The sequence below is a fragment of the Neorhizobium sp. T6_25 genome, from assembly GCF_002968555.1.
GTDB lineage: Bacteria > Pseudomonadota > Alphaproteobacteria > Rhizobiales > Rhizobiaceae > Neorhizobium.
This window is the reverse complement of sequence record NZ_PVBL01000037.1, coordinates 24,237-49,233: the sequence shown is the minus strand read 5'-3', so window position 1 is coordinate 49,233 and position 24,997 is coordinate 24,237. Positions and strand designations below refer to the sequence as shown.

Sequence of the window (24,997 nt, the reverse complement as noted above, 5' to 3'; positions counted from 1 at the left end):
AACCGGCTCCAACGCTGCGCAAGATGAAAGCTTCGCGTTTCCGCCGGTTGCTCCCACCGCGCCATTTGGCGTATTCAAAGCCGCCGAGGCTCTAATCGCAGTCGGATGAAAGTTCAGTGGCAGGTCAGCACTCACCGGTTATGTCGTGCTCGGAGAACTGAACCTCGACGGCACGCTTGCGCCTGTGGCCGGCGCACTTCCGGCGGCAATCGCCGCCAACGCGCTGGGAAAGGGGCTGATCTGCCCGGCCGACAGCGGCGCGGAAGCCGCCTGGGCAGGGGCCGAGATCGATATCGTCGCGCCACGCAGCCTGATCGCGCTCGCAAATCATTTCCGCGGCACCCAGGTCATCTCCCGCCCGCAGCCGGCAATTCGCGCCCTGCCTGCCAATCTGCCGGATCTCGTCGACATCAAAGGTCAGGAAAGCGCCAAGCGGGCACTGGAAGTCGCCGCCGCCGGCGGCCATAATCTTCTGATGGTCGGCCCTCCCGGCTCCGGAAAATCCATGCTCGCCGCCCGGTTGCCGTCCATCCTGCCGCCGCTTTCTGCCGCCGAACTGCTGGAAGTGTCGATGATCCATTCGATCGCCGGCCAGCTTTCCGGCGGTAAGCTTTCCGATCGCCGGCCTTACCGCACGCCGCATCATTCGGCCACCATGGCAGCGCTGGTGGGTGGTGGCCTGCGCGCAAGGCCCGGGGAGGCATCGCTCGCCCATCACGGCGTGCTGTTCCTCGACGAATTCCCGGAATTCTCCCCGCAGGCATTGGATGCGCTCCGCCAGCCGCTGGAGACTGGCGAGTGCATTATCGCCCGCGCCAATCACCGGGTTTCCTATCCCGCCAGCATCCAGCTCGTCGCCGCCATGAACCCATGCCGCTGCGGCATGGCGGGCGAACCCGGCCATACCTGCGCACGCGGGCCAAAATGCATGTCGGACTACCAGGGGCGCATTTCAGGGCCGCTGATGGACCGTATCGATATTCGCATCGACGTGCCAGCAGTCTCGGCCGCCGATCTCATTCGCCCGAGGCCGGCGGAAAGCAGCGCGGATGTCGCCAGGCGCGTGGCGGCTGCGCGTGACAGACAGCGTGAGCGGTTCGAACAGGCCGGTTATCCGCGCGTCCTTACCAATGCCCGCTGCTCGACGGCGCTGATCGAGAAGATCGCCGAACCCGATCCCGGCGGTCTCCAGCTGCTCAGGGATGCGGCCGAAAAGCTCAAGTTCTCGGCCCGCGGATACCATCGGATATTGAAAGTCGCCCGCACGCTCGCCGATCTCGACGACAAGGACACGGTCGGCCGCATTCATCTCGCCGAGGCGATTTCCTATCGCATGGTCGGCGAACGGCTGGCGACGGCTGCGGCGTGAGGCAGAAGGTTAGGGATGGGGTTGCGAGGGCCAAGAGATGGCGATGAATTGCTCTGCGGCCAGGGCGGGTCGTCACCAATGACCAAGCTCCACTTAGGCGGATCGCCGCTTAGGGAGACGCGGATAGCATACCCTTCCGTCGTCATCCTCGGGCCCGACCCGAGGATCCATCCGCCTGGCGACGCGCCCTAACGTAGTCAACCCTGCTGGGCTTGGCCATGGATCCTCGGGTCAAGCCCGAGGATGACGACCTGAGAAGTGCAGCTAACCGCCCAACCCTTCAAACAGCGCCGTCGACAGATAACGCTCGGCGAAGGAGGGAATGATGACGACGATGGTCTTGCCGGCATTTTCCTCCCGGCCGCCGACTTCGATGGCGGCCTGCAGCGCTGCACCGGAGGAGATGCCAACCGGCACGCCTTCGAGCCGCGCCACCAGACGGGCCATTTCCATGGCCTCACCGCTGTTGACGGTGACGATCTCGTCATAGATGTGCGTGTCGAGAATTTTTGGCGCAAAGCCGGCGCCGATGCCCTGAATCTTGTGCGGCCCGGGCTGTCCGCCGGAGAGGACCGGCGATTCTTCCGGTTCGACGGCAATGATCTTGAGTGCCGGGTTGCGCTCCTTCAGCACCTGGCCGGCACCGGTGATCGTGCCGCCGGTGCCGATGCCGGAGACGAAGATGTCGATCTTGCCGTCGGTATCGTTCCAGATTTCCTCGGCTGTCGTCTTCCGGTGGATGTCCGGGTTGGCCGGGTTTTCGAACTGCTGCGGGATGATTGCATCCGGAAGCGAAGCGGCGAGTTCTTCCGCCTTGGCGATCGCACCCTTCATGCCTTTCGGCCCTTCGGTCAGCACCAGTTCGGCGCCGAGCAGGGCGAGCATCTTGCGGCGCTCGATCGACATGGTTTCCGGCATGGTGAGGATCAGCTTGTAGCCCTTGGCGGCTGCCGCGAAGGCGAGCGCGATGCCGGTATTGCCGGACGTGGGCTCGACCAGCGTCGTCCTGCCAGGTGCGATCTTGCCTTCGGCCTCCAGGCTTTCGATCATCGCCACCCCGATACGGTCCTTTACCGAAGCGATCGGGTTGAAGAATTCGAGCTTGGCCAGAAGGTTGGCCTTCACGCCCTTTTCCTTGGCCAGCTTGTCGAGGCGCACGATCGGTGTGTCGCCGATGGTTTCGGTGATCGAGGAATAGATGCGGCCGCGGCCCGGCTTTCTGGTCTCTGGCATGGTGCTCTCCCTGAGTTTGGAGAGAAGTTAGGGCGTGTTCCCGACGAATGCCAGCAAGGCGGAACCGGACGGCAAGAGAAATGGAAATTTTGTTCCCGGAAGTGGTCGGGAACGAAAACGCCTTTGCGTTCAAAGACCGGTCGAGCCGAAGCCACCGGCACCGCGGGCTGTCGTCGAGGTTTCCGTAATCTCGGCCACCCGCGCCTGGGTCACCGGCGCGATCACCATCTGCGCGATCCGCATGCCGCGGGTGATGACGAAATCCTCGTCGCCGAGATTGATCAACAGCACCTTCACCTCGCCGCGATAATCGCTGTCGATGGTGCCTGGCGTGTTGAGGCAGGTGATGCCGTTCTTGAAGGCAAGGCCTGAGCGTGGCCGCACCTGCGCCTCGAACCCTTCCGGAATTTCGAAGATGAAGCCCGTCGGCACCAGTGCCCGTTTGCCGGGCGCGATCGTCAGCGGCATGCCGTCCTCGACGGCGGCGCGCAGGTCCATGCCGGCGGCGCCCGCGGTTTCATAGGTCGGCAGATCGAGGCCGGCGCCGTGCGGGAGACGGACGAGATTGAGCTTCGGCGAGGAGGGGGCGTGAATGTTCATCATGTCATTTGTCGACCCACTGTCCCTCCGGTCAAACACGAATTGAAAGTTATCCACGGAGTCGTTAGATACGCGCAACGTAAAGGATCTAGAAAAAATGCCCGAAACGATTGCCGAGGCGGTTTCCCGCCGCCGCACATTCGCAATTATTGCCCATCCGGACGCGGGCAAGACGACACTGACCGAAAAACTGCTGCTGTTCGGCGGGGCGATCCAGCTCGCCGGCGAGGTGAAGGCGAAGAAGGACCGTATCCAGACCCGGTCCGACTGGATGAAGATCGAACGCGAACGCGGCATCTCTGTCGTCACCTCGGTGATGACCTTCGAATATAACGGCAACGTCTTCAACATCCTCGATACGCCCGGCCACGAAGACTTCGCCGACGACACGTATCGCACGCTGACGGCGGTGGATGCCGCGGTCATGGTCCTCGACGCCGCAAAAGGCATCGAGCCGCGGACGCTGAAACTGTTCGAAGTCTGCCGCATGCGCGATATCCCGATCATCACCTTCGTCAACAAGATGGACCGTGAAAGCCGCGATCCGTTCGAGATCCTCGATGAAGTCGAGGAGAAGCTGGCGCTCGATACTGCTCCGGTCACCTGGCCGATCGGCCGTTCGAAGACTTTTTGTGGTTCCTATAACCTGGCCGACAACACGGTTCGCGGCTCGGATACGGACGTCAAGGCGACCCCGGTCAACGGACCCCAGAGCGTTGCCGACCGCCTGCCGGAAAACGAACGCGCCGCCTTCGTCGAGGAGACCGAACTGGCGATCGAGGCCTGCCGGCCGTTCGACCGCAAGGCTTTCCTCGAAGGCCACATGACGCCTGTCTTCTTCGGTTCGGCTTTGCGGAATTTCGGCGTGCGCGATCTCATCGATGCGCTGGGCGATTTCGCCCCTCCGCCGCGCGACCAGGTGGCGGACATCCGCACCGTGCACGCGACCGACGACAAGATGACGGCCTTCGTCTTCAAGATCCAGGCGAACATGGACCCGAACCACCGCGACCGTATCGCGTTTGCGCGCATCTGCTCGGGCAAGCTGGAGCGTGGCATGAAGGCGCGGCTGTCGCGCACCGGCAAGCAGCTCGGGCTGACGGCGCCGCAGTTCTTCTTCGCGTCGCAGCGCCAGTTGGCCGATACCGCCTACGCGGGTGATGTGGTCGGCATCCCGAACCACGGCACGCTGCGCATCGGCGATACGCTGACCGAAGGCGAGCAACTGGTGTTCCAGGGCGTACCGAACTTCTCGCCGGAAATCCTCCGCCGTGTGCGGCTGGAGGACGCCATGAAGGCGAAGAAGCTCAAGGAAGCGCTGCAGCAGATGGCGGAAGAGGGCGTCGTGCAGCTCTTCTCGCCGGAAGACGGTTCGCCGGCCATCGTCGGGGTTGTCGGCGCGCTGCAGCTCGACGTGTTGAAGGAACGGCTACAGGGCGAATACGGCCTGCCGGTTTCCTTCGAAATGTCGCGCTTTTCGATCTGCCGCTGGATCTCGGCAGAGCAGCCCGCCGATCTCGAGAAATTCCTGACGGTAAAGCGCGGCGATATCGCCCGCGATCTCGATGGCGATCCGGTTTTCCTGGCGCAGGACAGTTTCTCGCTGCGCTACGAGTCGGAGCGTTATCCTGCCATCAAGATGGTCGCGATCAAGGAATATCAGGTCGCCAAGGCGGCGTGAGACTGCTCACGCCGCGGCAATGATCTCGATCTCCACCAGCCAGTCGTCGCGCAGGGTCTCGACGACGATGGCGGTCGTCGGCACGAGGCGGCCGCCGAGTGCTGAAAGCCGCGCATTCTGGTTTGCCTCCACATGGGAGGCGTGCCGCAGATAGCTGGTCAGCCGCACGATATTGTCGGTCGTCATCCGCGCTTCGGCAAGAATCCGGTCGAGGTTCGACCAGATCAGGCGGAGTTGGCTTTCCAGGTCGGCACCCGCCGCTCCGTGTTCGTCGAGGCCCATCGTGCCGCTGACGAAAAGAAAGCGGTCGGGGCTGCGCACTTCCATGGCGTGCACATAGTCAGGCGTCGCGGCATAGACGCCATCCTCTGGGTTATGGGCGATCATCTTCATCTTGCTTCCTCTGGAATTTCATCTGGTAATGCCTCATTCTTGCCGAATACCATTCGGCAGAAAAGCTGAAGAGGCGATGGGATGGAAAATACAGAGGATGTTCGGCCGAAGCGGCGGGGGCCTGCCCCACTGGACGCTTTTGACCGAAGGATATTAGCAGCACTCGCCGCCGATGCGGACCGGAGCTATGTGGCGCTGGGAGAAATCGTGGGCCTGTCACCGCCTGCGGTACATGAGCGCGTCAAGCGGTTGAAGCGTTCGGGCGTGATCCGCGATACTGTGGCGCGGCTGGATGGCACGGCGGTCGGCAAGCCTCTCACAGCCTTCGTGCATGTGGAGGCGGCGGGCTGGGGCAAGAGCGAGCGGCTCATGCAGATCGCCCGTTTCCCGGAAGTGGAGGAGCTGCATTCCGTGGCCGGCGATGCGAGTGTGATCCTCAAGGTGCGGATGGAAAATCCGCAGGCGCTCGAATTCCTGCTCGGCCAGATCCATTCGCTGCCCGGTGTGCGCGGCACCCGCAGCTATATCGCACTTTCCACCTATCTCGACCGGCCGGTTCAGGCGGAGGTCACGACGGACTGGCCGAACGTGCCCCTGCCGCCGGAATGATCAGTCGAACTTGACCGCCGTCGTGTTGGAGCCGCAGACCAGCACGCAGACGCGTTCATCGGGGCTGGGAACATATTTGCCGGAAAGCAGCGCGGCGAAGGCTGCGGCACCGCCGGGTTCGGCAACGATACGGGCGCCGGCCCACAGTGCCTTCTGAGCGGCGAGAATCTCGTCGTCGGTCACCAGGATCGGCGGCTGGAGGAATTTTTGGGCAACGGGGAACATCAGCTCGCCAACCTGCTTCGGCGCCAGCGAATCCGCCGCGATGCCGCCGGCCGGCGCATCCACCGGTCGGCCGGCCTTGAAGGCTTCGTGAAGCGTCGGCGCGCCGTCGGATTCCACCGCGACGATCTTCACCCGGCCGCGGAACCAGGAGGCGATGCCGCCGATCAGACCGCCGCCGCCGACGGCAACGATCAGCGTCGTCATCTCCGGCAGGTCGTCCTCGATCTCCTTGCCAAGCGTGCCCTGGCCGAGCAGGGTTTCCACCTGGTCATAAGCATGGGCGGCGATTGCACCGCTCGTCGCCACGTAGGTCTGGCTCGCCGCCAGTGCATCATTATAGCGATCGCCGCCGACCACCAGCTCCGCGCCATAGGAGCGAATGAGGTCGATCTTTGCCTGCGAGGCCACGCTCGGCACGAAGATATGCGCCGGCACGCCGAGCCGCATCGCCGCATAGGCGACTGCCGCCCCGTGATTGCCGCCGGACGCGGCGACGACGCCAGCCGCCGGGACATTGCGCGTCAAAAGGTTGGTGAAGGCGCCGCGCGCCTTGAACGAGCCGGAATGCTGCAGCAGCTCGAGTTTCAGGTCGATCGGCAGCGGTGTGCCGCCGAAATCCGGCATATCGACGCGCATCACCGGCGTGCGGCGGATATGCGGACGGATGAGCGTTTCGGTTTCCGCGATACGTTCTGGCGTGACGGTGTGTTCGATCGACATGATGGCCTCTTGGGAATGGAACGGCCATGGGTAGCCGCCAAGTCGCCGAAATGAAAGTCCTTTTAGGCGCCGATCCGTTCGCTGAGAAAGTCGACGACGGCGCGCACCGCCGGAAGCTGCCCGCGTCGATGCGGCATCAGGATCGTCGTGGTAATGCTGCCGGCCGTCCAATCGGGCAACAGGCGGATCAGCCTGCCTTCGGCAAGCGCCCCGCGGCAGACGGAAGTCGGTAGGCAGGTCAGGCCAAGGCCTGCCATCGTTGCCTTCATGATCACCAACGGCTCGTCGGCGGAAAGCATGGATCTGGGTGTCACGACGACCGCTTCGCCAGCCTCGGAGGCCAACTTCCAGACCATGTCCGTTGGGCCGGCGGTGACCGCCCTCTGCCCGGCGAGATCCTCCGGCCGCATGGGTTCGCCATGGGTGCGAACATAATCCGGTGAGGCGACGACGAAAAAAGGGTCGGTCGCAAGCTTCTTCTGCAGCAGCGTCGAATCCGGCAGCGGCGCCTGGTGGCTGCGGACCGCGATATCGAAACCTTCCTGAACGATATCGACGAACCGGTCGCTGACATGCAGCGAAAGATGCAGTTTCGGATATCGTGCCGAAAGCTCGGCCAGATGATCGGCGAGGATGAATTGCGCGGTCGGCACCGCCGCCGTCATCCGCACGATGCCGCTCGGCTCGCCGAGATGGGTACGCACGATGGTTTCCGCCATCTCCGCCTCGATCACAGACGCCTGCGCGTGCCGGAAGAAATCCCGGCCGAGATCGGTCAGCGAGAAACTGCGGGACGTCCGCTGGATCAGCCGCACGCCGAGCCGATCCTCGAGTTCCGCCACGCGTTTGCTGACGGTGGATTTCGGCACGCCGAGCCGGCGCCCTGCCGCGGAAAAGCCGCCGTGCTCCACTGCCTGCACGAAGAAATAGAGATCGTTGAGGTTGGGCAAAGTCATCCTCAGCTTCCATGCTTGTAGACTTAAAGGCGGAAAATTGACGTCTACCGCGCCGGCGTCCACGAAATCATATTGTTGGTGCCTCAAAAATTCAATCCAGGGAGTATGAAATGACACCGATCCTGTTTTACGGCGTTCCGGAAGGATGTTCCTTCGGCTCGATCGTCGCGCTCGAATGGACCGGCGCGCCCTATCGGCTGTGCCGCGTCGAAATGCCGGCCGTGGTTTCGAGCGAGGCCTACAAGCCGGTCAATCCGATCGGCGAAACACCGTCGCTGATGCTGCCGGATGGCCGGGTGATGAGCGAGAGTATGGCGATCCTCAACCACATCGCCGCGCGCACGGTGGGCAAGGGCTGGGGTTTCGATCCGAAGTCGGAAAAATTCGACCGGCTGAACCAGATGCTGGCTTTCCTCAATACCGCCTTTTTCAACGCCTTCGGTCCGCTCTGGCACACGGTGGAGCATGAACTCGACCCGCAGGCCAAGCAGGCGCTTCGCACTTATGGTATCGCTAAGGTCGAGAAGGCGCATGCGCAGCTCGAAACGCTCCTTGGTGGCCGCGAATGGCTGCTCGGCGACGAGAAGAGCTTTGCGGATGCCTATTTCGCCGGCATCGCCCGCTGGAACGATTTCCATCAGGTCGTCGACCGGAGGCAGTTTCCGGGGCTCAATGCGCTCTACGAGCGTCTGCAGCAGGACCCGGCGGTGCGGTTCGCCTGGGCCATCGAACATCAGGAACAAGCGCAGACGAGTGGCCAGTTCCTCGGCCACGTGAGCCTCGACGAAGCGCTCGGATCTCTGAAGCAGGCGGCGTGATCGCCTATATTCATGCGCAGTCATGGCGTTCTTGGGACGCCATGACCAAGGCACTTGGCGGACGTGATACCGGGGTGACCTTCAGAGTTTTGAGGAGCTTACGCCGCTGTAAGATCCTTGAGGAAGTCGTCGCACCAGCGGGTGACGTCGTGTTCAAGGAGGTGCTCCATCATGCGGCCCCAGCGCTCCTTGCGCTCCTCGATCGGCATGTTGATGCCGCGCGCGATCGCATTCGCGGTTCCTTCGATGTCATAGGGATTGACCAGCAGCGCCCCACGCAGTTCCCGCGCCGCACCCGCAAAACGCGACAGCACCAGGACGCCTGGATTTTCCGGATCCTGTGCCGCGACATATTCCTTGGCGACCAGGTTCATGCCGTCGCGTAGCGGCGTGACCAGCCCGATTTTGGCGAGCCGATAAAGGCCCGCCAGAACGGGCCTGCCGATCGAGCGGTTGATATAGCGGATAGGTACCCAGTCGACCGTGCCGATCGCACCGTTCACGCGCCCTGCCTGCTCGGCCACCATGCGCTGCATCTGCTCGTATTCCGGCACTTCGGAGCGGGATTTCGGGGTGATCTGCAGGTAGGTGACACGGTTGTGATGGGCGGGGTTGGATTTGACGAAGTGCTCGAAGGCGTCGATCCGCTGGGTGATCCCCTTCGAGTAATCCAGCCGGTCGACGCCGATGATCAGATCGCGCCCTTCGATACTCTGCTTGGCCTTGCGCACCATGATATTGCTCGCCGCTTTCTTTGCGTATTCGGCAAAGGCGGCAGTTTCGATACTGATCGAATAGAAACCGCCCTTGAAGGTGCGTCCGTAGGAGGTGAGCTTTCCGCCCTCAAGCGCCTCGCCGATGCCCTCACGCACGAGCCCGCCCGCGAAATTCGCAAGATCGTGATCCGTCTGAAACCCGACCAGATCGTAATACGACAGCCCTTTCATGATCTCCTCGTGAACGGGCATGGTGAACAGCACGTCAGCCGGCGGCCAGGGAATGTGCAGGAAGAAGCCGATCTTGTTCTTGAGGCCCATCTGGCGCAGTTCCGCGGCCAGCGGGATCAGGTGGTAGTCGTGCACCCAGATGACGTCGTCTTCCTGGATGAGCGGCGCCAGCTTGTGGGCGAAGAAGCGGTTGACGCGGAAATAACCCGCCATCTCCTTGCGTCCATATTCCGCGAGATCCATCCGGTAATGACAGATCGGCCAGAGCACGCGGTTGGCAAACCCGTGGTAATATTCCTCGACGTCCGTCTTGGTGAGATCGGTGAGCGCATAGGTGATGTTGCCATGCTGCTGCATGTCGAGCGGCGCCGGTTCCTTCGCGCCGCTGGATTTGCCGGACCATCCCATCCAGATGCCGCCGTGCTCTTCCAGAGCGGCCTGCAGCGCGACAGCCAGCCCGCCGGCTGGAGCATCGCCACTTTTCTGCGGCAGGGAGACACGGTTCGAAACGACGACAAGTCGGCTCAAGGTATTGTCCTTTCAGCTCACGCGGCGTCGGGCTTGACGCCACTCGCAAGCGCTTTGATTGCCGCGCGCAAGGCAGCGGCCGAGGGGAGGGTGGATTTGGCCTCCGTGTCACCCGGTGTCTCGGTGATACGGATGGAATGGCCGCCGAGTTCGTTGGCGGTGCGGAACATCGCCTCGTCGGTCACGTCGTCGCCGATCGCGATCGGCTTGCGGCCCTTGAAGGGTGGCTGATCGAGAAAGGCCTGCAAGGCGTGGCCCTTACTCGCCTGGGCCGGCCGGATTTCCATTACCATCTTGCCGTGTTGGAGCGTGAAGTCCGGGCCCGCCATATCGAGGTAGCGGGGCATGGCCGCCTCGACAGCTTCCCGTTGCTCCGGTGCCTGGCGATAATGAGCGGCGACGGCCGCACCCTTGTCCTCCACCAGAACACCCGGCCATTGGCGGGCCTCGCGGACAAGAGCCGCCTTCAGATCCTCGAACGCGGCGCGGATCTCGACGCGGCTGATCGCCCCGGAGGGATCGCGGCGCTCGGAGCCATGCAGGCCGGCGATCGGGAACTGATACGGCGTGAAAAGCTGGTCGGCATAGGGAAGAGCCCGGCCCGTGACCAGCGCCAGCGCGCCGCCAAGCCTCATGGAAAGACGATGCAGGTTTTCGGGCAGTTCCGCCGGTACGACGATCGCGTCCGGGGTCTCGGCAAGCTCGATCAGCGTGCCGTCGATATCGAGAAACAGCGCCCATCCCTCGGGTTCGAGCATGAGCCTGGCGAGAACGGGATCCCCCGGAAGGGGCGCTTCTGCTGTAGCTGGGCTCGGCTGTTCTTTACGCGACATGAGCCTCTATCTAGGCCGCCAAATTCCCGCGGCAACCTCGAAAGATCACGCCTTGTCGCAAAAAGTGATACATTCTTTAGTAAGAAACTGGCATGTAACCCCCGAATTCATGTTTCATTAAGCCTTTGTAGAGACCCTGAAGTTCCTGGATTCTCAGGCCGCGGACGGGCGGCAATGTCGGAGCAGAAAGACCCATGTGTCGTTGGGCAGCCTATCGCGGCGAACCTCTTTATCTCGAAGAACTCGTCTCCTCGCCGGCCCATTCCCTGATCGAGCAGTCTCATTGCGCCACCCGCGCCAAGACCGCGACGAATGGTGATGGTTTCGGCATTGCCTGGTATGGGGACCGGCCGGAACCCGGCCGCTACCGCGACATCCTGCCCGCCTGGTCCGACTGCAATCTGAAGAGCCTGGCGCGGCAGATCCGTTCGCCGCTCTTCCTCGCCCATGTCCGGGCGGCTACCCATGGCGCGACGCGGCGCGACAACTGCCACCCGTTCGTCCAGGGCCACTGGTCGTTCATGCATAACGGCCAGATCTCCGGCTTCGAGCGCATCCGCCGACATATGGAGGGCATGCTCTCGGACGCGCTGTTCGATGCCCGTAACGGCACGACGGATTCCGAACTTCTCTTCCTGCTCGCCTTGCAGTTCGGCCTGGATACCGATCCGTTCCAGGCAATGGAAAAGGCGATCGCCACGGTCGAGGACCTGTCGATCGAAAAATCGGGTGAGGCATTGGTGCGCTTCACCGCCGCCTATTCCAACGGCCGGGAACTCTACGCGGTGCGTTACGCCACCGACCACAAACCGCCAACGCTCTACGCGGCGCCGATGGGCGGCGAAACGGGTTATTGCCTGGTGTCCGAGCCGCTGAACGACGAGGTCGATACCTGGGTGGAAATCCCGGACGGCAGCGCCGTCGTCGTGGATGCCGATGGCATGCAGGTCGCGCTCTTCCGGCCGAAAGCGCTTTCCGAAGCGGCCTGAAATCTATCCGAGCTTCGAAGCGATCAGCGCCGCGAGGCGCTCCGCCACCTCGTCCTTGTCGAGATCGGGCCATTCATCGACGCCTTTGGCGCTGATGATCTTCACCCGGTTGCGGGTGCCACCCATGATGCCGGTTTCCGGCGACACGTCGTTGGCAACGATCAGGTCGGCGCCCTTGCGTTCGAGTTTCGCCCGGCCGTTCTTTTCGACATCCTGGGTCTCTGCGGCAAAGCCGACCACGATCTTGGGCCGCTTTTCGTGATGACCCACGGTCTTAAGGATATCAGGGTTTTCGGTCAGCAACAGGGGAGGCGGGGCCTCGCCGGGCCGCTTCTTGATCTTCTGGCCGGCCGACGAGGCGACGCGCCAGTCTGCGACCGCCGCCACCATGACGGCGATATCGGCCGGCAGCCGGGAGGTCACCGCTTCCAGCATTTCCTCGGCGCGTTCCACATGTACGGTCTTCACGCCCACCGGATCGGGTATGGTCACCGGTCCGGAGACGAGCGTCACGTCTGCGCCAAGCTTCGCGAGTGCCGCGGCAATCGCATGGCCTTGCCGGCCGGAGGAGCGGTTGGCGATATAACGCACCGGGTCGATCGGCTCATGGGTCGGGCCTGATGTGACGATCACCTTTTTGCCGGCCAGCGGCTTCGATGCGCCGTCCAGCAGTTTGACGGCTTCGGCGACGATTTCCAGCGGTTCGGCCATGCGGCCGGTGCCGCTCTCGTTGCTCTCGGCCATCTCGCCGGCCATCGGGCCTATGAAATGGATGCCGTCGGTTTTCAGCGTCCCGACATTGCGCCTGGTCGCGGGCGCTGCCCACATTTTCGGGTTCATGGCGGGCGCGATCAGGACCGGCCGGTCGGTGGCAAGCAGCACGGCGCTCGCCAGATCGTCCGCCAGCCCATGCGCCATCTTCGCCATCAGGTCGGCGCTGGCGGGTGCTACGATCACGAGGTCGTTGTCGCGGGCGAGCCTGATATGGCCGACATCCTGCTCGTCTTCACGGGAAAACAGATCGATATAGACATGGCTGGCGGATAGCGCGCCGACCGCGAGCGGCGTGATGAATTCCTGGGCCGCCCTGGTCATGATCGGACGAACCAATGCGCCCCGCTCGCGAAGCCGGCGGATCAGGTCGAGGCTCTTATAGGCCGCGATGCCGCCGGAGATGATCAGAAGGATGCGCTTGCCGGAGAGTTCCATGCCATTACCCGATGCCAGAATGGCGGGAAGCTAAGCCTTTGGCCGCCGAGTTGCAATTGCCTTCCCACGGACGGCGTCACGGAACGGTTGCAGCTGACGGGAGTTCGGCTGCAAAGGAGAGCCGTCATGAAAAAGAATTTTATTCCGAAGAAGATAGCAGGGTTCAAGGTGCCGAAATCCGTGCGCAGGTCGTCATTGCTGCGCAACATGCTGGCGAGCCGCACCGGCCGGCAGATCTTGGCGAGAGCGCTCGTCGCCGGCGCCAATGCTGCCGCCACCGCCCTGACCGACGAGCGGGCCGACATCCGCAAGCCCGGCAAGGCAAGCGGCCGCAGACGGGCCCTTGCCGCAAGCGTGGCCGGCGAGGTGATCGAGAGCGCGACTGCCGCAGCCATCGATGTCGTCACCAGCCCGACGCGGCCGCTCTTCAAGGCAAGCGCCAAGGCGAAGGAGGGCCGGATTTTCCCGGAACCGGTCACGCACTGACGCTAAAGCAATCCGAACATCTTGCGCTAGATTCTGGACTGCTTTAATCCTGTTTGCGGCCGGATGCGGCCAGCCGCCCGCGGCGCCCTCAAGCGCCAAGGTGAACGCATCCACCGCCTCTCATCCTTTGCCAATCCGGCCAGCGATGACGAACGGATCAGCAATGCGGGCGCTGATTGATGGGACCTGACCGGTCCTTGTTCGTCTGTTGAAAGGATGATGAGATGCGCGATTTCCGCGATGCAAAACTGATGGCGAAAAGCCTGCGCGAGGCGCTTGCCGAACGTAAGGTCGAGCTGACGCATAGCCAGGTCCTGGAACTGGTTGCAGCGCAGTTCGGCTACGACAACTGGAATATCCTTGCTGCAAAGATCGACGCGGCAGAGCCGCAGCAAAGGAAGCCGGATGCGGTTTCGATCCAGCCGGCCATTCCGATCTTCCGGATATTCTCCGTCGACAAGGCGATGGAATTCTACCGCGATTTCTTAGGCTTCACAGTAGACTGGGAGCATCGCTTCGGCGAAAATTTCCCGCTCTATTGCCAGATCTCGCGAAGCGGCATGCTGATGCACCTCTCCGAACATGCGGGCGACGCGTCGCCGGGAGCCAGGGTCTTCGTGCCGATGACGGGTGCGCGCGCCTTTCAGCAGGAGCTGATCGGCAGGAACTACCATTACATGAAGCCGGGGCTGGAACAGGCGGATTGGGGCCTGGAGGTGACGGTCACCGACCCGTTCAGCAACCGCATCACCTTTTGCGAGCGGGAGATCAAGCCGCAGGGCTGACCTGGGGTCTCAAGGCCCAACGGGACGCTAGATCTTCTTCCTCGCCGTCGCGAGCGGCTCGGTCGTCAGCTTGAAATCGGTCATCTCCTTCGGCGTCAGGTAATAGAGCCTGTCCGGAGGCGTTTCGAGCGCATGGATCCAGAGACCCGCGCCGATGCCCATCTGGTCGAGATGGCGGGCGACCCGTGCGGTGGTCGCCTGCGCGGCGGACATCGCCTGTTCCGCCGACGGTCGGTCTTTGCTTCCATTGAACACCTGGTGCACGCCGATCACCGCATCCTTTTCCGCCAAACGCCCGACGCCGCCGGCAAATACGATCGGGCAGGAAGAGGCGCAGAGCGCTTTCGACGCTACCTTCGTGTCGAGCTTCCTATCGCGGATCAGCTTCGACATGGCGAGGGCATCGTCCACCGAGCCGCCGGGGGAATTGAGCGTCACCGTCTTCACATACTCCCCGCGCGTTTCGATCTCCTTTGAGAAGCGGGCGGCGGCGCCTGGGTCGATCGTCCCTTCGGCGAGCAGCACGCCGCCCGTGGTAAGCTCGAAGGTGATCGGCTTTCGCAGCACTTCCTTGGGGCTGGCAGGCTGCACCGGCGGTGCGGCGGGCATGCCTTCGGTCAAGGCCGGCGGCAGTACGGGCTGGTCCTCGTGCATCGGATCAAAGCCGGGCAAGGCGGCGTTCATCATCGTCATGTCGCGAATATCGACGACGAGGAAAACCGCAGCAGCCGAGAGAAGAATATAGAAGGCGCCGCGCATCAGGACGCCTTCATCGAGCTTTCGGATCGCCTCACCGATCCTCATGCGACCGGTCCCGGCTGCGTGACTTGAGGTCGATGGCGGTGATGTTGTTCGGTTCGCCTTCAGACGCTGGTTCCGGCGTTGATTCAGGTGCCGGCCGCGGCCTTGGCGCCGATGCCTTGTCGTCGGCTTCCGCCTTGGCGACCGCCTGCTCGATGTTCACCCCGCTTGCCGTGACGGCACGCTGAACTTCCAGTGCTCTGAGAAGCTCGGCCGCGGTGATCCGTTCGGCGAAGGGCAGGTTTTCCTCCTGGCGGCGGATCGCGCCATGCACGGTGGCGAGAATGAACACCATCACGCCAGGCAGAAGGTCGATGGAAATAGCGCCGGCCCAGGCGGGAATGAAGTCCTGCGCATAATGCAGCACGGCTTCGGCGGAGGAGAGCGGCACGAAACGGCGCTCCTGCACCGGCGGCCGGGCGAGGATTTCGTCGGCGGCCTTGGCAAGCGCCTTGGATTGCGCCGTCACCGAAGTGCGGACGGTGTCCATCACCTGGTTCTGTCGGTTGACGAGATCGGCAGCGCCGCCATCCGGAACCGGCGCGATGAAGCCGAGCGACAGGTCATCCGCCGCGCGGCGGATCGACGGCGCGATCGAGGTCTGGGCGAGCGAGGTGATGACGCCGGTCAGCGCCACGGCTTCCGTGGAGAACTGGTCGGCACGCGGCTCGATCGTGCCCGGCGCGGAAACCAGCGAACGCATCGTCTCGAGCCGTTTCTGCCCTTGGGCGAAGAGGCCGTCCACCTGCTCGCGCGAGGCGTTGATGTTGGCTGTAAGCGACTTCATCTGCGCCGACATCTGGCTGAGAAGCTGCACGACGCTCCCCGATCCGGTCGTGCCGGTGAGCGAACCGGACTGGCGCTCGACGCCCGCGAGCTGGGCGAAACGCTCGGACGCGCGCTGGATATCCGGCAACAGGCTTTGCGCCGCGAGTGCGTTCTGGTGGGCGCGGTCGAGATCGGCGGTATAGTCCTCGACCGTTTCGGAAAGATGCTGCTCCACGGCAGCGGAACCGGCAAGCGCCGCCGCGTTCAGCCAGCTCGACATGGCAAGGATCATCGCAGCGCCGACCGCCATGACGCCGAGCATGGCCGTCCGCCCGGCACGGGTCGTCACATGCGGATAGAACCGGGCCATGTAGGACCAGAAGGCATAGATGCCGACCGAGACCGAGGCGGAGTAGATGACCGCCGCAAAGAACACGGCCGTCGGCGAGCCGTCGAGAATGCTGCGCGCACCGAGATAGGTGTAGACGCCGGATGCCAGCGCCAGCACGGCAAGCGCGAAGCGGGTCATCGTCTCGACGGCCGCGACGCCGTCATGCAAGCGTTGAGTTGCGCCTAGCGCCATGAAACGTCTCCGGAAGGCCAAGTCCCAAAGGAATGTATTCCTTAACAGAGAATGAAGAACTCGGCGGAATAAAGGCCGGTTTGGAGTTGCAATATGGCGAAAGCCCTTGTGGAGTAGGGTTTTCGCATCATCAGGCGACCGGACAAACCTCAGCTGAGCGTGAAGGCGAGATACAGCAGCGACAGCGCGATGATCCACAGCGCGACGCGCCCTGAGCGATTGTGCCGCGCCTCCGACCTGCCGATGGCCTCTGTCGTCTCAGGATCGAAGCGCAGGCCGTGCTCGCTCATATAGACGAGTTCCTGGTGCAATTTCTCCGTCTTGGCGGCGATTTCCGGCAGGGCTTCGGCAAGCTTGACGGCGGCTTTCACGCCATCGCGCAGGTCCGAGACAATGCGTTTCGGTCCGAGATTGTCGCGGATCCATTGACCCACGACGGGTTCCGAGGCCTTCCACATGTTGAAGCGCGGATCGAGCATGCGCGACACGCCTTCGACCACGACCATGGTCTTCTGCAGTAGGATCAGTTCGGTGCGGGTCTGCATCTCGAACAGGTCGGTGACCTCGAAGAGCAGCGCCAGGAGCCGCGCCATGGAGATCGTTTCGGCCGGCTGGCCGTGGATCGGTTCGCCGATCGCACGGATTGCCTGGGCGAAGCTCGCCACGTCGTGATGCGCCGGCACGTAGCCCGCCTCGAAATGCACTTCCGCGACACGCATATAGTCGCGGGTGATGAAGCCGTAGAGGATTTCGGCAAGGAAACGGCGCTCCTTTTTGCCCAATCGCCCGACAATGCCCATGTCGACCGCGACGATCGTGCCGGCGGAATCGACGAACAGATTGCCGGGATGCATGTCCGCATGGAAAAAACCGTCCCGCAGCGTGTGGCGCAGGAAGGACTGGATCAGCACCTCGGCGAGCTTTTCGAGATTGTGGCCGGCGGCGCGAAGGCTCGCAACATCCGACATCTTGACGCCGTCGATCCACTCCATGGTGATCACGTCGCGGCCGGTGCGTTCCCAGTCGACCAGCGGCACCCGGAACCCCGGATCGTCCTTAGTATTCTCGGCAATCTCCGAAAGCGCAGCAGCCTCCAGGCGCAGGTCCATTTCCACCTTCGTGGTCTGTTCGAGCGTCCGGGTCACTTCGACGGGCCTCAAGCGGCGGCTGGAGCGCATGAAGCGTTCCTGCATGCGCGCCAGGAGATACATGCTTTCGATGTCGTGGGCGAAGCGCTGGCGCACGCCCGGGCGGACCACCTTGATGGCCACTTTCCTGTCATTGACGACGCCGGGATGGACCTGGGCGATCGAGGCGGCCGCGATCGGCTCGCCGAAGGAGGAATAGAGATCGCCGATCGTTCGGCCGAGCGATGCCTCGACCGCCGCTTTCGCAATCGCGGTCGGGAAGAAGGCCATCCGGTCCTGCAGCATGGCGAGATCGACGGCCCAGTCGACGCCGACCACATCCGGACGGGTTGCCAGGAACTGGCCGATCTTGACATAGGAAGGCCCCAGCCGGTCGACGGCGCGGGTCAGCCGCTCGCTGCGCGCCTGCGTCTTGGAGCGAAACCGCGCCAAGGGCTCCACCAGCGCCTTGATGAGGCCGACGGAAGGCGGCATGTCCTGGGTCGGCAGCGCCGATACCACACCCTCGCGCACAAGAACCCAGCCGACGCGGGCAAGCCGGAAATAAGCGCCGATCGTGCTCATGCGTTCAGAGCTTCCAGCCGGAATGCAGCGCCGCGATGCCGCCGGTATAATTGGTGTAGGTGACGCGCGAAAAACCCGCATTGCGAATCATCGCCGCGAAATTCTCCTGGTTCGGGAATTTTCGGATCGATTCCACCAGATATTGATAGGGTTCGGCCTCGCCGGTAATCATCCTGCCGAAGCGTGGGATCGCCTTGAAAGACCATTCCTCGTAGAAGCGTTCGAGAAGCGGCATCTCGACTTCGGAAAATTCCAGCACCAGCAGCCGTCCGCCACGCTTCAGCACGCGATAGGCCTCCTTCAGCGCCACGTCGATATGCGGCACGTTGCGGATGCCGAAGGCGATCGTATAGGCGTCGAAGGAATTCGCCTCGAAAGGCAGCGACTCTGCATTGGCCTCGACGAAGGCGAGGTTTTCGGATAGACGTTTCTTCTCGGCGCGCTCGGCCCCGACGCCCAGCATCGAGCCGTTGATGTCGAGCACTGTCACATGCGCCTTGCGGTCGGAAGCCTCGACGATGCGGAAAGCGATATCGCCCGTGCCGCCGGCCACGTCCAAGGTTTTGTAGCCGACGTCCTTTCTCGGATTGAGCGAGGCGATCAGCGCATCCTTCCAGACACGGTGCATGCCGGCCGACATCACGTCGTTCATCACGTCGTAGCGTTTGGCGACCTTGTGGAAGACGTCGTTGACGAGGCCCTGTTTCTCGCCATCCGCGACCTTGCGGAAGCCATAGGACGTTTCCATCCCGCCGTCGGCGCTGGTACGGGCTTCAGTCATCGGTGAACTCCTAACGTCTCTCTTCTGGTCGGCGACCATAGCGAAATCGGTCATCGCACGCTATCTGTGGCGCGTGTCTTTACATGGGTGCGACATCCGGTCCGGTCTATAGACCAGGCGCGATGTCGTTGAAACAGGAAGTTAGTCGATCATGCCCGAATTGCCAGAGGTGGAAACCGTCCGGCGCGGTCTCGCCCCGGCAATGGAAGGTGCGGTGATCGCCAGGCTGGAACTCAATCGCCCGGACCTGCGCTTTCCGCTGCCGGAGAATTTCGCCGATGCCGTCAACGAACGCCGTATCGTCTCGCTCGGCAGGCGCGCCAAGTACCTGCTGATCGACCTGGAGGACGATCTGACCGTGATCAGCCATCTCGGCATGTCGGGATCGTTTCGGATCGAGAACGAAGCGCTCGGCGAGTTCCACCATCCGCGTTCGAAGGATCAGAAACACGATCATGTCGTCTTCCATCTGAGGCAGAAGCAAGACCTACTGCGCGTCATCTATAACGATCCGCGCCGCTTCGGCTTCATGCAGCTGTGGAAGCGCAGCGAGCTCGATCTTTATCCGGCCTTTGCCGAGCTCGGGCCGGAGCCGACCGGCAATGCGCTCGATGTGGACTATCTGGCCGCGAGATTGGCGGGCAAAAGCCAGCCGCTCAAGGGCGCGCTGCTCGACCAGACTGTGATAGCGGGTCTCGGCAATATCTATGTCTGCGAGGCGCTGTGGCGCTCGCATCTTTCGCCGAAACGCGCAGCCGGCAGTGTCGTGACCAAGACCGGCAGGCCGAACAAGGAACTGGTCCTCCTCAACCAGTCGATCAGGGACGTTATTGCCGATGCGATCGCCGCCGGAGGTTCGTCGCTGAGAGATCATATCCAGACGGATGGCTCGCTTGGTTATTTCCAGCACTCCTTCTCCGTCTACGACAGGGAGGGCGGCGCTTGCCGCACGCTGGGCTGCAGCGGTACCGTCGCCCGCATCACCCAGGCGGGCCGCTCCACATTCTATTGCCCCGTCTGCCAGAAATAACCGCTGCCAGAAATAACTGCTGCCAGAAGCAGAAGAGCTAAGAGGAGACATTCGATGAGCTACGAAACCCTGCTGACCGAAACCCGGCGCGCCGTCGCGCTCATCACCCTCAATCGTCCGAAGGCGCTGAACGCGCTGAACTCGATCGTCATGGCCGAATTGACCGAAGCGCTTTCCGCCTTCGGCAAGGACGAGGCGATCGGGGCGATCGTGCTCACCGGCTCGGAAAAGGCCTTTGCCGCCGGCGCCGATATCAAGGAAATGCAGGGCACCGATTTCGTCGAGGCCTATGTCAACGACTTCATCTCCGGCTGGGAGGCGATCGCCGCGACCCGCAAGCCGATGATCGCCGCCGTTTCCGGTTTCGCGCTCGGCGGCGGCTGCGAGCTTGCCATGATGTGCGATTTCATCATCGCCTCCGAAACCGCGAAGTTCGGCCAGCCGGAGATCACGCTCGGCGTCATTCCCGGCATGGGCGGTTCGCAGCGGCTGACCCGGGCGGTCGGCAAGGCGAAGGCGATGGACATGGTGATGACCGGCCGGATGATGGATGTCGCGGAAGCGGAGCGGGCAGGGCTGGTGTCGCGGATCGTTTCGCCGGATCGGCTGATCGACGAGGCGGTCGAGGCGGCAGCGAAGATCGCCTCCTTCCCGCGCGCCGCGGTGCTGATGGCAAAGGAGGCCGTCAACCGTTCCTTCGAGGGCACGCTTGCCGAAGGCCTGCGCTTCGAACGGCGGCTTTTCCATTCGCTGTTTGCGACCAGCGACCAGAAGGAAGGCATGGCCGCCTTCGTGGAAAAGCGCAAGCCGCAGTTCTCCAACCGGTAAATCGCGCGAAAGCGGATGGTCATCCGCCAAAATGCGCGTTGACTGGGGCGGGTATTCCGGTTATATGCCCGCCCACAGTTGGGAAAGCCTGATCATGGCTTCCTCTATTGCTCCCGAATTGCTGGATTGATGGTCGCAAGGACCGGCGCGGCAACGGCGGAGTTTGGTTCGAATTCGTAGAGAGGCATGAAATGGCCAATACAACTTCGGCGAAAAAAGCGACCCGCAAGATCGCTCGCCGTACCGCAGTCAACAAGTCCCGCCGCTCGCGCGTTCGCGGCTTCATCCGCAAGGTCGAGGAAGCCATCGCTTCCGGCGACATGACCGTTGCTGCAGAAGCCCTCAAGGCTGCCCAGCCGGAGATCCAGCGCGCCGCTACCAAGGGCGTGCTCCACAGCAACACGGCATCCCGCAAGGTGTCCCGTCTTGCTGCACGTGTGAAGGCCCTCTCGGCCTGATCATTTCACAAACTGTATCATAATGAAGCCTGGTCCTCTCGACCGGGCTTTTTGTGATTCTCTCAGGCTTCCTTATATTTATCCGGCTCATTAACAATTTCGTGTCATCGGCGTGACAGAAAAATCCTTTTTTTATCAATGAGTTACTGGAGGTCTATGAGTCCATGGGTGACTTGGGCGACGGCTAAATGCCCCCAGGTGGAGTCAAGAAGATTTTTATTTTTTCTGTGAACGATCGTTCAGAATGTATGTCATTTTTGAATCCCATTGATTCAACAGCGATTCTCCATGAATGCCTCTGTGACATTCAAATCACGCTCGCGGAGTCAACGCCCGGCTCTTAATTTTGCGTAAAATTCATCATTGATCTTGGCATTTGATCCTGCCTAAATGGCCTTCAGCAAGGGGCGCGGGGATTACTTCAAAGGGCTGCCGATTACCGTCACGTGTTTGACGGCAGGCAGACTTTTGCCCTTTGCAACGGGGTAAATTCTCCCGTTTTCCTGATAACCATCGGTTGCGATCCGGAAATTGGCATTTCCGGAAACGGTCGATTTTTGTCAACGCGATCCGGTCCCAGTGTCCGGATAAAGGAGGTGGAAGAAGTTCGGACGGCTCACCATGAGGATGAGGGCGTTCGTATATGTGGGGTGGCTCCCGCAAGCGCAGACCGTTCACGAGGCGGGCTGGGCGTAACTTTCGATCGGCTGCGAGGACGAGAGAAGGTTTTGAAACAAAGGGGACGGGCGGCGACGGTTCTCAATGATTGGGAACGGTTTGCTATGCCTTGAAACGAAGTTTGTTCTGGCGGCGTTAACGAGAACCGCCAGGCTACGAGATTTGGAAGGCGGCGAATTATGCATATGAATACTATATCAGCCCGTGCAGGTAATGGGGACCACGCGCGGCAGGCATTTGATTCAAGTTGCTCCCAGGCGGCAGGGGAAACGACGGAAATGAAGCATAATGCTCTTTTTGAGCGGTTTAGTGCGCGTCTGAAGGCACAGGTCGGTCAGGATGTTTATGCAAGCTGGTTCGGGCGTTTGAAGCTGCATTCCGTCTCAAAGAGCGTTGTCCGGCTCACGGTACCCACCACTTTTCTGAAGTCCTGGATCAACAATCGTTACCTCGATCTCATCACCACCATATTCCAGGCGGAAGACGCCGAGATCCTGAAGGTGGAAATCCTGGTGCGCAGCGCGAGCCGCAACACTAAGGCGCCTGTGGCAGGCGAAGAGCGCAGTCTGGCCCCGGAACCTGCTGTTGTTGCCTCGTTTCCGCGTTCTCAGGGCCCCCGCGAGATTGGCAAGATCGCCACTTTCCCGTCGCCGTCTGCTGCGCCGTCGCGTTCTACCCAGGCTCCCGGACCGCTGTTCGGCTCTCCGCTCGACAGCCGCTTTACCTTCGACACTTTCGTGGAAGGCCCATCGAACCGCGTAGCGCTTGCCGCAGCCAAGACCATCGCTGAAGCGGGCGCCAGCGCTGTCCGTTTCAATCCGCTCTTCATTCATTCGGGCGTCGGCCTCGGCAAGACACACCTTCTGCAGGCGATCGCCAATGCGGCCGTCGGCAGCGAGCGCATGCCGCGGGTCGTCTACCTGACGGCGGAATATTTCATGTGGCGCTTTGCGACCGCGATCCGCGACAACGACGCGCTGACGCTGAAGGACTCGCTGCGCAATATCGATCTGCTGATCATCGACGACATGCAGTTCCTGCAGGGCAAGATGATCCAGAACGAGTTCTGCCATCTCCTGAACATGCTGCTCGACAGCGCCAAGCAGGTGGTGGTTGCCGCCGACCGGGCGCCTTGGGAGCTGGAATCGCTCGATCCGCGCGTCCGCTCGCGTCTGCAGGGCGGTGTGGCGATCGAAGTCGAAGCGCCGGACTACGAGATGCGTCTCGAGATGATCAAGGGCCGCCTGGCGACTGCCCGTCAGGATGATCCGTCGCTGGATATCCCTGCGGAAATCCTGAGCCACGTCGCACGCAATGTGACCGCCAGCGGTCGCGAGCTGGAAGGCGCGTTCAACCAGCTTCTGTTCCGCCGCTCCTTCGAGCCCTCACTGTCGATCGAGCGTGTCGATGAGCTGCTCGCGCATCTGGTGGGCGCAGGCGAAGCCAAGCGCGTTCGCATCGAGGATATCCAGCGCATCGTCGCCCGCCATTATAATGTGTCGCGACAGGAACTGGTCTCGAACCGCCGCACTCGCGTCATTGTCAAGCCGCGCCAGATCGCCATGTATCTGTCGAAGACGCTGACGCCGCGTTCGTTCCCGGAGATCGGTCGCCGTTTCGGGGGCAGGGACCACACGACCGTCCTGCATGCGGTTCGCAAGATCGAGGACTTGATTTCGGGTGACACGAAGCTCAGCCACGAGGTAGAACTCTTGAAACGGCTGATCAACGAGAACAACGCTTAAAATCCATGTTTCTGCTCTCTGTCGCAACGATCTGGGCCGTGGCGTGCATAACGCCAGGGCCCAATACGCTTCTGGTCATGCGTTATGCGCTCACCGCGCCGCGCCGCGTGCCGATGCTGGCGGCGATGGGCACTATCACCGGCACGCTCTGCTGGGGTTTTGCCGGCTGGCTGGGGATCAATGCCCTCTTTCAGGCGGCTCCCTTCGCCTATGTGGCGCTCAAGATCGTCGGCGGGCTTTATCTCGTCTGGCTCGGGTTGAAGATATTCTTGGATGCGCGAAAGTCGCGCCAATCGGCTGATATCGTGGCGGCTCGCATCGAAGTGCCGCTCAAGACCGCCTACCGGATGGGGCTGGCAACCAATCTTGCCAATCCGAAATCGGCGCTCTTCGTCGCCAGTCTTTTCGCCGCGACCATGCCGGCCGGCACGCCCTTCCTGTATGGCCTGGCGGCGATTGCCGTCATGGTCGCCGTCTCGACGGTCTATTATACCTTCCTGGTCGCGCTGATAACCCATCGATCGGTGGCGGCGGCCTATCTCAAGGCCAAGAAGAAGATCGATCTCGGCGTCGGCATGGTCTTTGTCGGCTTTGGCACCAAGCTGCTGATGTCGCAGCGCTGAGGATCATCAATGGCCATCGAAAAGGATCCGACGGCCAGCTTCTATAGCCAAAACGCGGTGACCTACGCGGCGAGTTCCGCGCCGAACACACGCCGCCTCGATAGCTTCCTGTCAAAACTCGCGCCCGGCAGCGCCATCCTCGAACTCGGCTGCGGCAGCGGGCGGGACAGCGCGGTCATGATCGCGCGGGGTTTCGACGTCACGCCGACGGATGGCACGCCGGAGATGGCGGAGGAGGCCACCAGACATCTGGGCAGGCCGGTTGCCGTGCTCCGTTTCGGGGAGATCGATGCGGTCTCGGCGTTTGACGGCATATGGGCCAATGCATGCCTCCTGCATGCGCCGCGGGCGGAGCTCGGTGGCATTCTCGGCCGCATCCACAAGGCCTTGCGCCCGGGCGGCGTCTTCTACGCAAGCTTCAAGGCTGGCGAAGCCGAAGGTTATGATGGCCTCGGACGTTATTATAACTACCCGTCCAAGGCCTGGCTAAGCGCGGCCTACGGGGCTTTCGCCTGGACGTCTGTCGATATCGATGAGGTGCACGGCAGCGGTTACGACAAAAAGCCGACCGACTGGCTGCATGTGCTGGCGGTAAAAGCCTAGAGGCCG

At 62.3% G+C, this 24,997-nt stretch carries 24 protein-coding genes and 1 pseudogene; 13 read left to right on the top strand and 12 right to left on the bottom strand.

Annotation, left to right across the window (positions count from 1 at the left end; genetic code table 11):
- Positions 1-127: 127 nt before the first annotated feature.
- Positions 128-1,369, top strand: a pseudogene (locus tag C5L10_RS30995) (YifB family Mg chelatase-like AAA ATPase); the annotation flags it as partial.
- Between the two features lie 264 nt (positions 1,370-1,633).
- On the opposite strand, the gene cysK reads toward C5L10_RS30995, so the two are convergent.
- Positions 1,634-2,602: a cysteine synthase A gene (gene cysK, locus C5L10_RS30990; RefSeq protein ID WP_105432832.1), complete on the bottom strand. Its 969-nt coding sequence runs from the start codon at positions 2,600-2,602 to the stop codon at positions 1,634-1,636.
- Positions 2,603-2,731: 129 nt separating this feature from the next.
- Positions 2,732-3,202: a dUTP diphosphatase gene (dut, locus tag C5L10_RS30985; RefSeq protein ID WP_105432834.1), complete on the bottom strand. Its 471-nt coding sequence runs from the start codon at positions 3,200-3,202 to the stop codon at positions 2,732-2,734.
- Positions 3,203-3,299: 97 nt separating this feature from the next.
- On the opposite strand from dut, the gene C5L10_RS30980 reads away from it, so the two are divergent.
- Positions 3,300-4,883: a peptide chain release factor 3 gene (locus C5L10_RS30980; RefSeq protein WP_105432831.1), complete on the top strand. Its 1,584-nt coding sequence runs from the start codon at positions 3,300-3,302 to the stop codon at positions 4,881-4,883.
- A 6-nt stretch (positions 4,884-4,889) separates the two neighbouring features.
- Here C5L10_RS30980 and C5L10_RS30975 read toward each other — a convergent pair whose 3' ends face one another.
- Positions 4,890-5,276 (bottom strand): RidA family protein, encoded by a 387-nt coding sequence (locus tag C5L10_RS30975; RefSeq protein ID WP_105432830.1) that lies wholly within the window; start codon positions 5,274-5,276, stop codon positions 4,890-4,892.
- Positions 5,277-5,357: 81 nt separating this feature from the next.
- Between C5L10_RS30975 and C5L10_RS30970 the strand changes: the two genes are divergently transcribed.
- Entirely contained in the window at positions 5,358-5,885 is a 528-nt protein-coding gene (locus tag C5L10_RS30970) for an Lrp/AsnC family transcriptional regulator (RefSeq protein WP_105432829.1), read from the top strand.
- Here C5L10_RS30970 and C5L10_RS30965 read toward each other — a convergent pair whose 3' ends face one another.
- Positions 5,886-6,830, bottom strand: coding sequence for a threonine/serine dehydratase (locus C5L10_RS30965; protein WP_105432828.1), 945 nt, complete (start codon positions 6,828-6,830; stop codon positions 5,886-5,888).
- A 62-nt stretch (positions 6,831-6,892) separates the two neighbouring features.
- On the bottom strand, positions 6,893-7,786 hold the full coding sequence (locus C5L10_RS30960) for a LysR substrate-binding domain-containing protein (protein WP_105432827.1): 894 nt from the start codon (positions 7,784-7,786) through the stop codon (positions 6,893-6,895).
- A 110-nt stretch (positions 7,787-7,896) separates the two neighbouring features.
- Between C5L10_RS30960 and C5L10_RS30955 the strand changes: the two genes are divergently transcribed.
- The gene (locus tag C5L10_RS30955) at positions 7,897-8,604 is read left to right on the top strand and encodes a glutathione S-transferase family protein (RefSeq protein WP_105432826.1); all 708 of its coding nucleotides are present in this window, start codon (positions 7,897-7,899) and stop codon (positions 8,602-8,604) included.
- Positions 8,605-8,702: 98 nt separating this feature from the next.
- On the opposite strand, the gene otsA is transcribed toward C5L10_RS30955, so the two are convergent.
- Both otsA and otsB read right to left on the bottom strand, forming a co-directional pair.
- Entirely contained in the window at positions 8,703-10,079 is a 1,377-nt protein-coding gene (gene otsA, locus C5L10_RS30950) for an alpha,alpha-trehalose-phosphate synthase (UDP-forming) (RefSeq protein WP_046667383.1), read from the bottom strand.
- A gap of 17 nt (positions 10,080-10,096) precedes the next feature.
- Positions 10,097-10,912 carry a trehalose-phosphatase gene (gene otsB / locus C5L10_RS30945; RefSeq protein WP_105432825.1) on the bottom strand — a complete coding sequence of 272 codons (816 nt, stop codon included), beginning with the start codon at positions 10,910-10,912 and terminating at the stop codon, positions 10,097-10,099.
- 194 nt (positions 10,913-11,106) lie between these two features.
- Here otsB and C5L10_RS30940 point away from each other — a divergent pair, with 194 nt between their 5' ends.
- On the top strand, positions 11,107-11,901 hold the full coding sequence (locus C5L10_RS30940; RefSeq protein WP_046630369.1) for a class II glutamine amidotransferase: 795 nt from the start codon (positions 11,107-11,109) through the stop codon (positions 11,899-11,901).
- Between the two features lie 3 nt (positions 11,902-11,904).
- On the opposite strand, the gene coaBC is transcribed toward C5L10_RS30940, so the two are convergent.
- Positions 11,905-13,110, bottom strand: a complete 1,206-nt coding sequence (gene coaBC / locus C5L10_RS30935; protein WP_105432824.1) for a bifunctional phosphopantothenoylcysteine decarboxylase/phosphopantothenate--cysteine ligase CoaBC — start codon at positions 13,108-13,110, stop codon at positions 11,905-11,907.
- A gap of 126 nt (positions 13,111-13,236) precedes the next feature.
- Here coaBC and C5L10_RS30930 point away from each other — a divergent pair, with 126 nt between their 5' ends.
- Positions 13,237-13,596 (top strand): hypothetical protein, encoded by a 360-nt coding sequence (locus C5L10_RS30930; protein ID WP_105432823.1) that lies wholly within the window; start codon positions 13,237-13,239, stop codon positions 13,594-13,596.
- A 224-nt stretch (positions 13,597-13,820) separates the two neighbouring features.
- A complete protein-coding gene (locus C5L10_RS30925) occupies positions 13,821-14,381 on the top strand; it encodes a glyoxalase superfamily protein (RefSeq protein ID WP_105432822.1) in 561 nt (186 codons plus the stop codon).
- A gap of 27 nt (positions 14,382-14,408) precedes the next feature.
- Here the strand turns inward: C5L10_RS30925 and C5L10_RS30920 are convergent, their stop codons facing one another.
- The 4 genes from C5L10_RS30920 to ubiE all read right to left on the bottom strand — a co-directional run bounded on the left by C5L10_RS30920 (position 14,409) and on the right by ubiE (position 19,026).
- Positions 14,409-15,185 carry a hypothetical protein gene (locus C5L10_RS30920; protein WP_105432821.1) on the bottom strand — a complete coding sequence of 259 codons (777 nt, stop codon included), beginning with the start codon at positions 15,183-15,185 and terminating at the stop codon, positions 14,409-14,411.
- Positions 15,172-16,533, bottom strand: coding sequence for a hypothetical protein (locus tag C5L10_RS30915; protein WP_105432820.1), 1,362 nt, complete (start codon positions 16,531-16,533; stop codon positions 15,172-15,174). Before C5L10_RS30915 ends, C5L10_RS30920 begins: the two co-directional genes overlap by 14 nt.
- 149 nt (positions 16,534-16,682) lie before the next feature.
- On the bottom strand, positions 16,683-18,245 hold the full coding sequence (ubiB, locus tag C5L10_RS30910) for a 2-polyprenylphenol 6-hydroxylase (RefSeq protein ID WP_105432819.1): 1,563 nt from the start codon (positions 18,243-18,245) through the stop codon (positions 16,683-16,685).
- 4 nt (positions 18,246-18,249) lie between these two features.
- Entirely contained in the window at positions 18,250-19,026 is a 777-nt protein-coding gene (ubiE, locus tag C5L10_RS30905; protein WP_046630388.1) for a bifunctional demethylmenaquinone methyltransferase/2-methoxy-6-polyprenyl-1,4-benzoquinol methylase UbiE, read from the bottom strand.
- Positions 19,027-19,177: 151 nt separating this feature from the next.
- Between ubiE and mutM the strand changes: the two genes are divergently transcribed.
- The 6 genes from mutM (at position 19,178) to C5L10_RS30875 (ending at position 24,991) form a co-directional block, all read left to right on the top strand.
- Positions 19,178-20,056, top strand: a complete 879-nt coding sequence (mutM, locus tag C5L10_RS30900; RefSeq protein ID WP_105432818.1) for a bifunctional DNA-formamidopyrimidine glycosylase/DNA-(apurinic or apyrimidinic site) lyase — start codon at positions 19,178-19,180, stop codon at positions 20,054-20,056.
- Between the two features lie 54 nt (positions 20,057-20,110).
- A complete protein-coding gene (locus tag C5L10_RS30895; protein ID WP_105432817.1) occupies positions 20,111-20,884 on the top strand; it encodes an enoyl-CoA hydratase in 774 nt (257 codons plus the stop codon).
- Between the two features lie 191 nt (positions 20,885-21,075).
- The gene (rpsT, locus tag C5L10_RS30890) at positions 21,076-21,342 is read left to right on the top strand and encodes a 30S ribosomal protein S20 (RefSeq protein WP_038594489.1); all 267 of its coding nucleotides are present in this window, start codon (positions 21,076-21,078) and stop codon (positions 21,340-21,342) included.
- An 857-nt stretch (positions 21,343-22,199) separates the two neighbouring features.
- Positions 22,200-23,765, top strand: coding sequence for a chromosomal replication initiator protein DnaA (gene dnaA / locus C5L10_RS30885; protein ID WP_105432816.1), 1,566 nt, complete (start codon positions 22,200-22,202; stop codon positions 23,763-23,765).
- A gap of 5 nt (positions 23,766-23,770) precedes the next feature.
- Positions 23,771-24,388, top strand: a complete 618-nt coding sequence (locus tag C5L10_RS30880) for a LysE family translocator (RefSeq protein ID WP_105432815.1) — start codon at positions 23,771-23,773, stop codon at positions 24,386-24,388.
- A 9-nt stretch (positions 24,389-24,397) separates the two neighbouring features.
- Complete coding sequence (locus C5L10_RS30875; RefSeq protein WP_105432814.1) at positions 24,398-24,991, top strand: bifunctional 2-polyprenyl-6-hydroxyphenol methylase/3-demethylubiquinol 3-O-methyltransferase UbiG; 594 nt, start codon at positions 24,398-24,400, stop codon at positions 24,989-24,991.
- The last annotated feature ends 6 nt before the right edge of the window (positions 24,992-24,997 follow it).

What these genes read in the sequence shown, in the direction of transcription:
- otsB (WP_105432825.1), bottom strand. Translation starts at nt 10,912, where the DNA reads ATGTCGCGTAAAGAACAGCCGAGCCCAGCTACAGCAGAAGCGCCCCTT.
- C5L10_RS30940 (WP_046630369.1), top strand. Translation starts at nt 11,107, where the DNA reads ATGTGTCGTTGGGCAGCCTATCGCGGCGAACCTCTTTATCTCGAAGAA.
- C5L10_RS30915 (WP_105432820.1), bottom strand. Translation starts at nt 16,533, where the DNA reads ATGGCGCTAGGCGCAACTCAACGCTTGCATGACGGCGTCGCGGCCGTC.
- ubiB (WP_105432819.1), bottom strand. Translation starts at nt 18,245, where the DNA reads ATGAGCACGATCGGCGCTTATTTCCGGCTTGCCCGCGTCGGCTGGGTT.
- C5L10_RS30920 (WP_105432821.1), bottom strand. Translation starts at nt 15,185, where the DNA reads ATGAGGATCGGTGAGGCGATCCGAAAGCTCGATGAAGGCGTCCTGATG.
- dut (WP_105432834.1), bottom strand. Translation starts at nt 3,202, where the DNA reads ATGAACATTCACGCCCCCTCCTCGCCGAAGCTCAATCTCGTCCGTCTC.
- C5L10_RS30975 (WP_105432830.1), bottom strand. Translation starts at nt 5,276, where the DNA reads ATGAAGATGATCGCCCATAACCCAGAGGATGGCGTCTATGCCGCGACG.
- C5L10_RS30965 (WP_105432828.1), bottom strand. Translation starts at nt 6,830, where the DNA reads ATGTCGATCGAACACACCGTCACGCCAGAACGTATCGCGGAAACCGAA.
- C5L10_RS30970 (WP_105432829.1), top strand. Translation starts at nt 5,358, where the DNA reads ATGGAAAATACAGAGGATGTTCGGCCGAAGCGGCGGGGGCCTGCCCCA.
- coaBC (WP_105432824.1), bottom strand. Translation starts at nt 13,110, where the DNA reads ATGGAACTCTCCGGCAAGCGCATCCTTCTGATCATCTCCGGCGGCATC.
- C5L10_RS30880 (WP_105432815.1), top strand. Translation starts at nt 23,771, where the DNA reads ATGTTTCTGCTCTCTGTCGCAACGATCTGGGCCGTGGCGTGCATAACG.
- ubiE (WP_046630388.1), bottom strand. Translation starts at nt 19,026, where the DNA reads ATGACTGAAGCCCGTACCAGCGCCGACGGCGGGATGGAAACGTCCTAT.
- mutM (WP_105432818.1), top strand. Translation starts at nt 19,178, where the DNA reads ATGCCCGAATTGCCAGAGGTGGAAACCGTCCGGCGCGGTCTCGCCCCG.
- C5L10_RS30875 (WP_105432814.1), top strand. Translation starts at nt 24,398, where the DNA reads ATGGCCATCGAAAAGGATCCGACGGCCAGCTTCTATAGCCAAAACGCG.
- dnaA (WP_105432816.1), top strand. Translation starts at nt 22,200, where the DNA reads ATGCATATGAATACTATATCAGCCCGTGCAGGTAATGGGGACCACGCG.
- C5L10_RS30955 (WP_105432826.1), top strand. Translation starts at nt 7,897, where the DNA reads ATGACACCGATCCTGTTTTACGGCGTTCCGGAAGGATGTTCCTTCGGC.
- rpsT (WP_038594489.1), top strand. Translation starts at nt 21,076, where the DNA reads ATGGCCAATACAACTTCGGCGAAAAAAGCGACCCGCAAGATCGCTCGC.
- cysK (WP_105432832.1), bottom strand. Translation starts at nt 2,602, where the DNA reads ATGCCAGAGACCAGAAAGCCGGGCCGCGGCCGCATCTATTCCTCGATC.
- C5L10_RS30925 (WP_105432822.1), top strand. Translation starts at nt 13,821, where the DNA reads ATGCGCGATTTCCGCGATGCAAAACTGATGGCGAAAAGCCTGCGCGAG.
- C5L10_RS30930 (WP_105432823.1), top strand. Translation starts at nt 13,237, where the DNA reads ATGAAAAAGAATTTTATTCCGAAGAAGATAGCAGGGTTCAAGGTGCCG.
- C5L10_RS30960 (WP_105432827.1), bottom strand. Translation starts at nt 7,786, where the DNA reads ATGACTTTGCCCAACCTCAACGATCTCTATTTCTTCGTGCAGGCAGTG.
- C5L10_RS30895 (WP_105432817.1), top strand. Translation starts at nt 20,111, where the DNA reads ATGAGCTACGAAACCCTGCTGACCGAAACCCGGCGCGCCGTCGCGCTC.
- C5L10_RS30980 (WP_105432831.1), top strand. Translation starts at nt 3,300, where the DNA reads ATGCCCGAAACGATTGCCGAGGCGGTTTCCCGCCGCCGCACATTCGCA.